General features: G+C 52.1%; 10 protein-coding genes. 6 read left to right on the plus strand and 4 right to left on the minus strand.

The window, feature by feature from the left end; translation table 11 throughout:
* Window positions 1–100: 100 nt before the first annotated feature.
* From ACXYMU_RS14615 to ACXYMU_RS14640, 6 genes are all read left to right on the plus strand, one after another.
* Window positions 101–1,177: a tetratricopeptide repeat protein gene (locus ACXYMU_RS14615; protein ID WP_458987151.1), complete on the plus strand. Its 1,077-nt coding sequence runs from the start codon at window positions 101–103 to the stop codon at window positions 1,175–1,177.
* Between the two features lie 11 nt (window positions 1,178–1,188).
* The gene (gene thrS, locus ACXYMU_RS14620; RefSeq protein ID WP_458987275.1) at window positions 1,189–3,126 is read left to right on the plus strand and encodes a threonine--tRNA ligase; all 1,938 of its coding nucleotides are present in this window, start codon (window positions 1,189–1,191) and stop codon (window positions 3,124–3,126) included.
* Between the two features lie 118 nt (window positions 3,127–3,244).
* On the plus strand, window positions 3,245–3,769 hold the full coding sequence (infC, locus tag ACXYMU_RS14625) for a translation initiation factor IF-3 (protein WP_458987152.1): 525 nt from the start codon (window positions 3,245–3,247) through the stop codon (window positions 3,767–3,769).
* Between the two features lie 23 nt (window positions 3,770–3,792).
* Window positions 3,793–3,987 carry a 50S ribosomal protein L35 gene (rpmI, locus tag ACXYMU_RS14630; protein WP_458987153.1) on the plus strand — a complete coding sequence of 65 codons (195 nt, stop codon included), beginning with the start codon at window positions 3,793–3,795 and terminating at the stop codon, window positions 3,985–3,987.
* Between the two features lie 88 nt (window positions 3,988–4,075).
* Complete coding sequence (gene rplT, locus ACXYMU_RS14635) at window positions 4,076–4,420, plus strand: 50S ribosomal protein L20 (RefSeq protein WP_458987154.1); 345 nt, start codon at window positions 4,076–4,078, stop codon at window positions 4,418–4,420.
* Window positions 4,421–4,695: 275 nt separating this feature from the next.
* Window positions 4,696–5,964 (plus strand): pyridoxal phosphate-dependent aminotransferase, encoded by a 1,269-nt coding sequence (locus tag ACXYMU_RS14640; RefSeq protein WP_458987155.1) that lies wholly within the window; start codon window positions 4,696–4,698, stop codon window positions 5,962–5,964.
* Window positions 5,965–6,047: 83 nt separating this feature from the next.
* Here the strand turns inward: ACXYMU_RS14640 and ACXYMU_RS14645 are convergent, their stop codons facing one another.
* From ACXYMU_RS14645 to ACXYMU_RS14660, 4 genes are all read right to left on the minus strand, one after another.
* Window positions 6,048–7,889 (minus strand): M2 family metallopeptidase, encoded by a 1,842-nt coding sequence (locus tag ACXYMU_RS14645; RefSeq protein ID WP_458987156.1) that lies wholly within the window; start codon window positions 7,887–7,889, stop codon window positions 6,048–6,050.
* 147 nt (window positions 7,890–8,036) lie between these two features.
* Window positions 8,037–9,371, minus strand: coding sequence for a DNA recombination protein RmuC (locus ACXYMU_RS14650; protein ID WP_458987157.1), 1,335 nt, complete (start codon window positions 9,369–9,371; stop codon window positions 8,037–8,039).
* Window positions 9,372–9,491: 120 nt separating this feature from the next.
* Window positions 9,492–10,475 (minus strand): zinc dependent phospholipase C family protein, encoded by a 984-nt coding sequence (locus ACXYMU_RS14655; protein ID WP_458987158.1) that lies wholly within the window; start codon window positions 10,473–10,475, stop codon window positions 9,492–9,494.
* Between the two features lie 104 nt (window positions 10,476–10,579).
* Window positions 10,580–11,959 carry a DEAD/DEAH box helicase gene (locus tag ACXYMU_RS14660; RefSeq protein ID WP_458987159.1) on the minus strand — a complete coding sequence of 460 codons (1,380 nt, stop codon included), beginning with the start codon at window positions 11,957–11,959 and terminating at the stop codon, window positions 10,580–10,582.
* Window positions 11,960–12,050 lie beyond the last annotated feature (91 nt).

Genomic DNA, 12,050 nt, shown 5'->3' on the forward strand with positions numbered 1-12,050 from the left:
CAGGCTTTTGTTTTAAAGCGAAAGGCGCAAATTGGTAGCATTTAGTTAAAATATCTTAATTTAGCGGCCGACAAGCATGCGTCACGATTTTTAACTGTTAATGGTGCAAGTATTCCGAGTGTTATTGCTGGCAGTGCCGGTGCTGTTTGCTTCCTGCAACCTGAACGAAGGGGGCAGCGAGAAAATGGTGAACCTGCAGCAGGTGAAGGATGACCCGGATGCCCAACTCAGCAACCTGACGGATGCTATTGCACAAAGTGGCCGTGATGGCAGCCTGTATGCCCGCCGGGCAGTGGTGCTGCTGCGCAAAGGCGAGATGGAGCTGGCTTTGGAAGATGCGAATAAGGCCATCGCCCTGAATCCGCACGAGCCTTATAGCCTTTTCGTGAAGGCACAGGTGCTGCGTAGAATGGGCAAGCCGAACGAGGCATTGCCCTTAGCTTTGCAGGCCGATAATAACTCGTATGTGAGCCCATCCCTGTATGTGCTGTTAGGCGACCTATACCTGCAGCGCCAAGACTACCAGCAGGCGCGGGTATACCTGGCCAAAGCCCAGGAGCTAGCGCCAAAAGACGAGTTCGCTTTTTATTATACCGGGCGCCTGGCAGAAGCCTCCGGCGACACGGCCAAAGCCCTGAAGAATTACCGCCTGGCCCTGCAGCAAGCCCCGGCTTTTGTGGAGTCGCAGCGGGAGCTGGGTGGTTTGCTTGTGATGCAGCAGCAGTATGATGAAGCCCGGCCATATATCAAAAGTGCCTTAAAGCAGGCCCCTCAAGACGGCAAGCTGTGGTTTTACAAGGGCCTGTTACAAAAAGCTGCCCAGCAGGTGGACAGTGCGCAGCTAGCCTTCAAAAAAGCAGTTGCGCTGGATGAGGAGCTCGTAGGGGCGCATTACTGGTTAGGTTTGCAGGAGCATGCCTTAGGCAATAACGCGGAAGCGTTGCAGCACCTGGAGAAAGTGGCGGCACAGTACAGAAGCCAGCCGAAGTACCTGAGCACCGTGGCGAGCGCTTATGAGCGCATAGGGCAGTATGGCAAGTCGCTGGCTGCCTATCAGCGGCTGGTGGAGGCGGCTCCCAATTATACCTATGCATACCAGGCAATCAGCCGAATAAAATATAAAATTGCCAAACCAATGCCAGACAGCACCTCGGTGCAGCCGGCACAGACAGAATAATCAATTAGATGATGATTAAAATCACACTCCCAGATGGCTCTGTTCGTGAATACGAGCAAGGCGTTTCCAGCTATGAAATTGCGCAAAGCATCAGCGAAGGATTGGCGCGTAACGTACTGGCCGCCAAAGTAAACGATACGGTATGGGACCTTTCGCGTCCTATCCAGCAAGATGCACATGTACAGCTGCTCACCTGGAACGATGACTTAGGGAAAAACGCTTTCTGGCACTCCTCGGCACACTTGTTGGCCGAAGCGCTGGAAGAACTATACCCTGGCGTGAAGTTCGGTATCGGCCCACCTGTGGAGAATGGATTTTACTATGACATCGATCTCGGGGACCGCACTTTCTCACAGGATGACTTTCCGAAAGTAGAGCAGAAAATGCTTGAACTGGCCCGTAACAAGAGTGAGTTTCAGCGCCGTGAAGTGTCTAAGCAGGAGGCAATCGAGTATTTCACCCAAAAAGGGGATGAGTATAAACTTGATTTGATCAAGGACCTGGAAGACGGGACGATCTCTTTTTACCAGCAGGGCAATTTCGTGGACCTTTGCCGCGGACCGCACATCCCGAATACTTCCTTTATAAAGGCTGCTAAACTGATGAACGTTGCAGGCGCCTACTGGCGTGGCGACGAGTCGAGGAAACAGCTGACCCGTATTTATGGCGTTACGTTTCCGAAGCAGAAGGAACTGACGGAGTACCTGGAGCGACTGGAAGAAGCCAAGAAGCGCGATCATCGCAAGCTGGGCAAGGAGATGGAACTGTTCGCCTTCTCCGAGAAAGTGGGTATGGGCTTGCCGCTCTGGTTGCCGAAGGGCACTTTGCTGCGCGAGCGCCTCGAGCAGTTTATGCGTAAGGCGCAGATGCGTGCTGGCTATCAGCCGGTGGTTACGCCGCACATCGGTAGCAAGGAGCTCTATGTAACTTCAGGCCACTATGAGAAGTATGGAGCGGACTCGTTTCAGCCGATTAAGACGCCGAATGAAGGGGAGGAGTTCTTCCTGAAGCCGATGAACTGCCCGCATCACTGCGAGATCTATAAAGTTCGCCCGCGCTCTTACAAGGAGCTGCCGGTTCGTTTTGCGGAGTTCGGTACCGTATACCGTTACGAGCAGAGCGGCGAGTTGCACGGTTTAACCCGGGTACGTGGCTTTACCCAGGACGATGCGCACATCTTCTGTCGCCCGGACCAGGTGAAGGATGAGTTCATCAAGGTGATTGACCTGGTACTGTATGTATTCAAGGCATTGGGCTTTGAGGACTATACCGCTCAGATATCCCTGCGCGACCCGGAGAACAAGGCAAAGTACATTGGTGGCGACGAAGCCTGGGAAAAAGCCGAGACAGCCATTATCGAAGCTGCTTCCGAAAAAGGCCTGCGCACTGTAACCGAACTTGGGGAAGCTGCGTTTTACGGACCTAAGCTGGACTTTATGGTGAAGGATGCCCTTGGCCGTAAATGGCAGCTCGGAACTATTCAGGTAGATTATCAGTTGCCTGAACGTTTCCAGCTCGAGTACATCGGGGCTGATAACCAGAAGCATCGCCCTGTCATGATTCACCGAGCGCCTTTCGGCTCCCTGGAGCGTTTTGTGGCCGTGCTCATTGAGCATTGCGGCGGTAATTTCCCGCTGTGGTTAAGCCCGGAGCAGTTTGTTGTGCTGCCTATCTCTGAAAAGTACCAGGATTTTGCGCAGGAAGTGTATGAGCGCCTGCAGCTAGAGGATATCCGGGGCTTCGTGGATAACCGCGATGAGAAGATCGGCAGAAAGATCCGTGATGCGGAGGTTCGCAAGGTATCCTATATGTTGATTGTAGGAGAGAAGGAGCAGGAGGGCGGTTCTGTGTCGGTAAGAAGGCACGGAGAAGGCGATATCGGCACCATGACCGTGGACGAATTCATTGATTTCTTCCAAGGCCAGGTGGCTGAGATACTGAACAAATAAAGAAAGTAATTTTCTTTTTGATATATAAATTGCGATATTCGCAGTCTGATTGTAATAACTAAATTAAGGAGGTAATACTATAGCTACTCAAAATAGGCGCTACATCCCACGAGGAAAGGTGGAGGAGCCATACAAAGTCAACGAGAAGATAACTGCCAGAGAAGTCCGGTTGGTTGGAGACAATGTAGAGCAAGGAGTGTTCTCGACCAGAGACGCGCAGCGATTGGCCAATGAGCAGAATCTTGACCTGGTTGAGATCTCGCCAACAGCCACTCCACCCGTATGCCGCATCATCGACTACTCGAAGTTTAAGTACGAGCAGAAGAAGAAAACGCGTGAAATGAAGGCGAAAGCCCAAAAAGTGGTCATCAAGGAGATCCGTTTCGGCCCTAACACGGATGACCATGACTTTGAGTTTAAGCTGAAGCATGCAAAGGGCTTCCTGGAAAGCGGTTTCAAAGTGAAGTCGTATGTTCACTTTGTGGGGAGATCCATTGTGTTTAAGGAAAGAGGCGAGATCTTGCTTCTTAAGTTTGCACAAGCCCTGGAAGAGGTTGCTAAAGTAGAGCAGTTACCGAAGCTGGAAGGAAAGCGAATGTTCCTGATCCTGTCGCCGAAGGTTGCACCGCCTGCCAAGAAGTAATTTTTTTAATCAATTATATAACCATGCCAAAAGTAAAAACTAAATCTGGTGCAAAGAAGCGTTTTTCTTTGACAGGTACGGGCAAAATCAAGCGTAAGCACGCTTACAAGAGCCACATCCTGACTAAGAAGACGACGAAGCAGAAGCGTAACCTTACTCACATTGGTCTTGTTAGCTCTGCTGACATGGACAGAGTAAAAGCAATGCTGAACATTTAATTATTTAAGGTTAACTATTAGTACGAACCCGGTGCCTGGTTTTTTAAGATTAATTTTTATAATCACCAGCCGCTAAAACTCAAAAGAAATGCCTAGATCGGTCAATGTCGTAGCAGCACGACACAGAAGAAAAAAAGTAATGAAAATGGCCAAAGGTTACTTTGGCCGTCGCAAGAACGTTTGGACAGTTGCGAAAAACGCAGTTGAAAAAGGTTTAGGCTATGCCTACCGCGACAGAAAAGCAAAGAAGAGAGACTTCAGAGCCTTGTGGATCCAGCGTATCAATGCCGGTGCACGTGAGCATGGTTTGTCTTATTCTGTGCTGATGGGCGCCCTGAAGAAGGCAAACATCGACTTGAACCGTAAAGTACTTGCCGACCTGGCAATGAACCATCCGGAAGCATTCAAATCAATTGTCGACAAAGTAAAGTAGTTTACTTTCACATATAGATTTCGAAGGGCTTAGCACATTGCTAAGCCCTTTTTGTTATAGGCCTGTAGAGCTCAGGTAATTAGAGCCAGTTAGGCGTTCCGTTGGCATGCTGGGTAGTTGTGCACTGGCAAGTTTTAGAGGTAAACGGTAAATCCGTTGCCGAAAGCTTGGGTATAGCCATTTTATTTTGTCAATTTTGCAACATGAGTAAAGTAACTGTAGGAACTTAATAATTATCACTACAGCAATTGTTATATTAGGCAAATTATTAGCGTATGATACAGCGAAGCGAGAGGCTCCACAATGTTTCTTATGAACTGCGTGGGCCTGTGTATGAGAAGTCAAAAGAGTTGGAATTAAAGGGACACGAGGTAACTAAGCTGAATATTGGTAACCCGGCCCCTTTTGGCTTTAATGCGCCGCAGGCGGTACTACAGCATATAGTTGCCAACCTAAGCATAGCCCAAGGGTACTCTGACCACAAGGGGCTTTTGAGTGCACGCGAGGCCGTGAAAACCTATTATGAGCAGGCAGGCATACAGGGTGTCAACGTAGACGATATTTTTTTAGGCAATGGCCTGAGTGAGTTAATCATGCAATCGGTGCAGGCTTTGGTGAACAGCGGGGACGAGATCCTGGTGCCTTCCCCGGATTACCCGCTCTGGACGGCAGCCGTTAATTTCTCGGGAGGCAAAGCGGTACACTACCTTTGCGATGAGGAGTCAGACTGGAACCCAGATATCGCTGATATCAAAAGCAAGATAACATCCAGGACCCGCGCTATCGTCATCATCAACCCGAACAACCCCACAGGGGCTGTTTATTCGAGGGAGATATTGCAGCAGATTGTGAAATTGGCTGAGGAACACGAGTTGCTCATCTTTTCGGATGAGATATATGATAAGATACTGTATGACGGTATCGGGCATATACCCACTGCCACGTTAACGGAGTCGGCTGTGTGCGTAACCATGAGCGGCCTCTCGAAGAACTACCTGGCTGCCGGGTTCCGGGCAGGCTGGATGCTGATTAGCGGCGCAAAGCACAAGGCAGCAGATTACATTGATGGCCTGAATACGCTGGCTAGCCTACGGGTATGCAGCAATGTGCCGGCACAATATGCTATACAGGTGGCTTTAGAAGGCGCCTCTGGGGTTCAGGACCTGGTGTTGCCGACAGGCAGACTGGGGCAACAACGCCTAGCCTGCTACGATTTGCTGACTTCCATACCCGGCGTGTCGTGCGTGAAGCCGATGGGGGCATTTTATATGTTCCCGAAAATTGACACCAAGAAATTTGACATCCATAACGACCAGCAGTTTGTATTAGACCTATTAGCCGCCGAGCATGTGTTTGTGGTGCAGGGAAGTGGGTTTAACTGGCACAAGCCGGATCATTTCCGGATCGTGTACCTGCCGGAAGTAGAAGTGCTGGAAGACACCATGGCGCGGATGAAACGCTTTTTTGCGACCTATAAACAGGCACCCAAATCGGCTTCAGAAATAGACCCGGTACTCTCGTTATCAGTGCAACTGTCGGACTAGCATCAGAATTTAAAAATATATAAAAGGTGGCCTGGAAATAAACCGGGCCGCCTTTTTGTTTAGAGAAACCGAGCAGGTTTAACTTACAGTGTGTATTTCCTGCCTTTGTTTTGTTGTTTCAAGTAATCCATCAGCGGTTGAAAATAAGCCACCATGGCGCGTGCGCTTAGCTCTTCGCCAGTTGTTTCCTTTAGCATCTCGCGCCAGTCAGCTGAGGCGCCCGGGTACATGATATCGCGCAGGAAATTGCCCACCTCTTTGTTGCCGTAATAGTTGGTGGCATGCGGGTCCTGGTGCAGGATGTTCTTAGCGATGTGGTCGTGCAACTGGAACAGGATAACGTAGGACAGGGCATAGTCATAGTACTGTGCCGCATCATCGTTGATATGCGTTTTAGTGGCCGGGTCCAGGTAATTCTCGCCGCGCTCAGTAGGCGGCACAATGCCTTGGTATTTTTTGGCCAGTTCCCACCAGCGCTTGTTCAACTGGTCTTCCGGCAGGCTCTTCGCGTAGAAGTCGTGTTCCCACTCGCTCATCACACCCGCCGAGAAGGGTATAAACGTTACATAACTCAGGGCCTCTTTGAGCAGCGTCTGTACCTCGTCTGTCTTAGCATTCTTATCTATCAGGTTAAGTTCCGCCAGAAAGGGCTTTTGCATGGCTGCCAAGCCCATCAACGACCCGATTGCCTCATGGTAGGCCCGATTGGCGCCAGCGCGCAGCAGTACCGGCACGTCGGGGTTGGTATAGGTCATGTAGTAATAGATGTGTCCTAACTCATGGTGCGAGGTTTCATACCACTCTGCGTTTGGCTCCACGCTCATCAGGCTGCGCACGTCTTTGTCCAGATCCATGTGCCAGGCCGATGCGTGGTTGTTCTTCTTGTAGCCGGCGTTGGCAGGCAACGGGTATAAGCTGGACTTGGTGTAAAAGGTCTGCGGGAGGGAAGGAAAGCCCAGGCTGGTATAAAAACGCTCGCTCTGCTGCACCACCCACTCGGCGCCTTTGGGCTTCAGCGCAGCATCCAGGTCGATGCCTTTCACATCTACCATCGCGCTCCAGTCTTGGCCCCAACGGTTGGGCAGCCAATGCGCGGGCAGGTAATCCGGCACCTTTTTTACACCGAACTTCTTGGCCAGCTCGTAGCGGGCATAGGTATGGAGCTCGCGGTAGAGCGGTCGGAGTTCCTGGTTCACCTGTTCCATCAAGGCCATCATCTCCTCACGCGTCATGTCGTAGGCAGATGCCTGGTAGGTGAAATAGTCGTCATACCCAAGGCTCTGCACCGTTTGGTTGCGCAGTTTACGCAGGTTCAAAAGGCCTTCCTTAAGTCCCGGACCAACTTCTTTGCTCGCGTTCCAGGCATCGAGGCGCTTCTTCACGTTGTTCTCCGTCCGGAGGGTGTTGTCGATGTCATTGGTGCTGACAGACTTTTCGTAGATGCGGTAATCGAAGCCATACAGCTTTTCAGTCTGCTCTGTTTCGGCCTTGATACGGGCCTTTACCACATCCGGTATGATCTGCGGGTAATTGGCTCCGGCATACAGAACAGCTTCCAGCTGCTTTACCTGCAGGTTAGTGAGCTCCGCCTTTTGGTCCAGGAAAGCCCGTGCCTGCTTCAGGTTCCCGGCACTACCCGTGAACGCGGCCAGGGCTTCGTTGGCTTTGCGGGTGGCAACGGCATTGGTCGAGTCGCCCTCCACAATTTTTATGTTAGAGGCCCACTCCGCTTCCGATGACTTGGTATAGAGGTCCTGGTAGGTTGTGGAGTACTGATTTAAAAACTCCTGCGCCGATTCCCCTACGGTTTTAGCCTGCGCGGTGGCAATGCTGGTGTCGGTAGCGCCGGAGGTAGTGGGGGCGGTGCTTTGGCAGGAAGCTAGAAATACTGCGGCTGTAAGACCGGTAAATACTAATTTTTTCATGCGTGAGTGTGTTAGGTGTAGTTTTATGAGTGCTTAGCAATACTTAAAAAGATGGAGCTTTGTTCCTTCAGCGATCGGGCACGACTAGTGCTACCTTTGGGCGAAGCAGTGTTAAGCCTGCAAAACGCCTTTAAATTGCCAGGCGACTTAGGTTAAGTCTTTTGGTATTTCCGTCAGCTGTGCCTCCTGTAGCAGCGTGTCGTCGATTGTCTTGCTGGTCTTCGCGCCCAATTCACGGAGAATCTCCACGCGCCGGATGAGGTTGCCTTTGCCGTCGGTTAGCTTGTTCATGGCGGCATGATACGAACTCTGGCTGTTCTCGAGGTGCTTGCCGATGGTTTTCAGGTCATCTACAAAGCCCACGAACTTATCGTAGAGCTTGCCACTCTCCTCGGCTATTTTCAGCACGTTGCGATTCTGGTCTTCCTGGCGCCATACCCCGGCCACCGTGCGGAGCGTAGCCAGCAGGGTAGAGGTTGTCACGACCACGATGTTGCGGTCGAAGGCATCGGTGAACAGGTCGTGGTCGTGCTGCACGGCCAGGTTAAACGCTGGCTCCAACGGAATATACATGAGCACAAAGTCCGGGGAGTTGATGCCGATGAGACGGTGATAGTTTTTGCGGCCAAGATCTGAGAAGTGGGTGCGCACCGAGCTGATGTGGCTGCGCAGGTATACTTCCTGCTGGTGCTCGTCTTCGCAGCTGCTGTAGGCCTCATACGCCACCAGCGACATCTTTGAGTCAATGATGAGGTGCTTGCTGTCCGGGAGCTTGATGATCACATCCGGACGGTAGACCTTTTTTTCTTCGTTCTGCAGCACTTCCTCCCGCTCGTAATGTACCCCTTTGCGTAGGCCCGATTTCTCCAACAGGCTTTCCAGCAGGTATTCGCCCCAGTTGCCCTGGGTTTTGCTTTCGCCCTTCAGGGCCCGCGTCAGGTTCAGTGCATCCTGGCTCATCTGCTGGTTTAGGGTGGCGAGTTGCGTTATCTGCTCTTTCAGGGAGATGCTGTCTTTCAGGGATTTCTCATAGGTCAGGTCAACCTTTGCTTCAAACTCCTTGATGCGCTCTTTCAGCGGCGACAGGATGCGCTCCAGATTCTCGGACGAGGCTTTATTGAAGTGCTCAGCATTACTCATCAATACCTGGTTGGAGATACTTTGGAATTGCTGCAGGAATTTTTCGCGCAGTTGCTCTAGCTCACGACCCTGTTCCTGCAAACGCATTTTCAGGTGGTCATAGTCTGTTTCGGTCTTGGTCAGGGCGTTGGTAAGCTCCATCGTTTCAGTTTGTGCCTCCCGCAGCAGGCCCTTCAATTCCTCCATTTCTGCCGTCTTCTGCTTTGCCTGCCCTTCCAATACGCCTTGGGTAACAGCTGCCTGATTGGCAATTTGCTGCAAATCGGTTAATTTCCCTCTCAGCCCTAAGTATGTAATGACCATGCCTGCAAGCAAAGCGGCTATTCCAATCAATATCTCCATAAAGTAAAGTTACGGTTTTTTAGTATAGGCTGTGCTAATGGTGTTAGCTAAAAAAGAAAAGGCTATACCCACTTTCGGGGGTATAGCCGTTCTCAGAGGTACATAAACAGACGCTGCGGGTTAATCCCGCTGTTTCGCCACCACTAGTTCTTTCTCGAAAAGTTGCCCTTTCCTGAAAGCCTTGCGCTCTTTCTTGAGTTGTTTCTTCTCGGCTTTGCTTAGTTGCTCCTGCATCAGTTTGTCCATATCAGGCTTGCCTCCGTCTACCCAGGCGGTATACCAGAAGTTAGCCACTTCCTCGGCGGCGGCTGTCATCTGCGCTTCCACCATGGTGCCCAGCTTCTCCTGGTAGGCCTTGGCGAAGGCATCAGAGTAATACTGGCGCACTTTACCGTAACGCTCCACCTGGTCGAACTTCGTGTCGTTAGTGAAGTTCTGGCTCACCTCACGCTCGTAGTCTAAAGTGTTAGGTATGAGCGAGTAGGTATGGCGCACCACTTTCCAGATCTGTTTTTCAGTATCCGGCAGGTAGTTGGCTTTTTGGGCCTTCAGTTTATAGGTATGGGCAAACAGCTCCGGCAGCTTCGACTCCCATAGGCTGTGCATGCCTTTCTGGTTCGTCAGTTGGCCGTCGTAATTCACGGTGGTGTGCAAGGGCACGTGCGCATCCGCGATGTAGTGGCCCAGGTCAGCAGAGTAGTAGAGGATGCTGTCTACGTTGCGCTGCTTGTAGGCGTTGGTCAGGCGTTCCTGCATCTTCACCACATGCCACGGCACAATACCGTACTTCAGCAGCGTATCGGCGGTATAGCGGGCTGCGGCGGCTTCCCAGCCCTCGGGCATAGTATGGACAGCCTCCTCGCCGTACACGTCGATGTCGATGTAGTGGCGGGGTGCCTCCGCGGGGTCGTCGTTGCGGCGCTCATCCGGCCTTACCGACTTAGTGACCATGTAGTCCTGGTGCTTGTAATAAAAGCCCTGCAAATCTTTCGGCAGGTTGTAGATGGCGAGTTGGTGAATCAGTTTGTGGCCGAAAAATCCCCAGCCATAGGAAAGGGCGCTGCAAACCAAAAACGCTGCAACAAGAAGTGAGAGTCTCTTCATGAGTGTGTGGTATAATTTGGGTGCAAAAATAGCATACCAAGCGCAAAAGCAGCTTGGGCTTGGTTAGAAATTAACAATTATGTTCCGTCAGGGGCCTCAATCAACTACCGCACCAGGCTAACTTTAAACTTGCGCCCTTTAATCTTCCCGTTGCTCAGGCTGTCGATGGCGTGCTGCACCGCGTCAGCTGGCACGGCCACAAAGCTCTGCCTGTCCTGCACCTCAATTTTGCCGATACTGGCGGCTTGCATCCCCGCCTCAGCAATCAGCGCGCCTACAATATCCTTTGGGCTGAGTTTGTCTTTGCGGCCCGCGCTGATGTGCATGGTGGCAAAAGTAGCAGTGTCAGGAGTTGATTTTTTCTGGGAAGGCTGTGGGAGGGAGCTCACTTTCAGCCATTCGTCCATGCGCAGCAGTTCCCATTCCCGGAGCTTTTGCTCGTCGCGGGCGGTGGCGAGGGTATAAACGGTGCCGCTCTTCCCGGCCCTTCCTGTGCGTCCGCTGCGGTGCAGGTAGGCGGCGGCATCAATGGGTAGCTCGTAGTGGATGATGTTCTGCAGGGCGGCAATGTCCAGGCCTCGGGCGGCGATGTCTGTCGCTACCAGTATCTGGGTGGTTCGGTTGCGGAAAAGGGTCATGGCCTTGTCGCGGTCTGGTTGCTCCATACCTCCGTGCAGGGTTTTGGCGATGAGGCCTTTCTCCTGTAACTGTGCCGTCAGCTCATCCGCCGCCGCGCGGGTATTCACAAACACCACGGTGCCGGCAACCGGTATGCTTTGCAGCAGTTGCACCACCACCTCCTGGCGCTGGCCATGCTCCACTTTTATACCCACCAGCTTTACCTGGTCCGGAATGGTAGTGGCAGTGGCCTTCACAAACTGCGGGTTCTTCAACGAATCAGCAATGAGCTCTTTCACGCCTTCGTGCATCGTGGCAGAAAAAAGCACGGTCTGGCGCTTCACGGGCATGGCATCCACAATCTTGTCCACCTCTTCCTCAAAGCCCATCTCCAGAAGCTTATCGGCCTCATCCAAAACGAGTTGCCTAACGGAACCTAAATCAACCGTTCTCCTGAAAATATGGTCGGACAGGCGGCCGGGGGTGCCCACCAGCACCTGCGGGGGGTGCGACAGGGAAGCCCGCTCCTGTGAGAAGGAATGCCCGCCGTAAAATGCGCTGATCTTGAGGTTGGCCATATGCTTGCCCAGTTGCTTGAGCTCCTGGCGTACCTGCACCGCTAACTCGCGGGTAGGCACCAGCACCAAGGCCTGTACCTGCTGTTTGTCGGTGTCGATGCTGTGCAGCAGGGGCAGCCCGAATGCCGCAGTTTTACCGCTGCCTGTTTCTGCCTGCCCGGCTACGTCCTGGCCCTGCAGCAGCAGCGGTATCGCGCTGGACTGAATGGGTGTGGGGGTTGTGAAGTTGAGTTCCTGCAGGCTTTGCAGCAAAGCAGGGGATAAATTGAGGTCTCTGAAAGATGCCATGATTTTCTGATCTAAACCGCAAAGGTACGCATTTCATACTGCATGGCGCTTATTGCTTTTGCAGTTGCCTGATTTACGGCAGTCTTTCTGA

The organism is Pontibacter sp. CAU 1760, assembly GCF_054482735.1.

Excerpts from the sequence above, each read along its gene's own strand:
- ACXYMU_RS14660 (WP_458987159.1), bottom strand. The coding sequence starts at position 11,959 with ATGGCATCTTTCAGAGACCTCAATTTATCCCCTGCTTTGCTGCAAAGC.
- ACXYMU_RS14645 (WP_458987156.1), bottom strand. The coding sequence starts at position 7,889 with ATGAAAAAATTAGTATTTACCGGTCTTACAGCCGCAGTATTTCTAGCT.
- rpmI (WP_458987153.1), top strand. The coding sequence starts at position 3,793 with ATGCCAAAAGTAAAAACTAAATCTGGTGCAAAGAAGCGTTTTTCTTTG.
- ACXYMU_RS14640 (WP_458987155.1), top strand. The coding sequence starts at position 4,696 with ATGATACAGCGAAGCGAGAGGCTCCACAATGTTTCTTATGAACTGCGT.
- thrS (WP_458987275.1), top strand. The coding sequence starts at position 1,189 with ATGATTAAAATCACACTCCCAGATGGCTCTGTTCGTGAATACGAGCAA.
- ACXYMU_RS14615 (WP_458987151.1), top strand. The coding sequence starts at position 101 with ATGGTGCAAGTATTCCGAGTGTTATTGCTGGCAGTGCCGGTGCTGTTT.
- rplT (WP_458987154.1), top strand. The coding sequence starts at position 4,076 with ATGCCTAGATCGGTCAATGTCGTAGCAGCACGACACAGAAGAAAAAAA.
- ACXYMU_RS14650 (WP_458987157.1), bottom strand. The coding sequence starts at position 9,371 with ATGGAGATATTGATTGGAATAGCCGCTTTGCTTGCAGGCATGGTCATT.
- ACXYMU_RS14655 (WP_458987158.1), bottom strand. The coding sequence starts at position 10,475 with ATGAAGAGACTCTCACTTCTTGTTGCAGCGTTTTTGGTTTGCAGCGCC.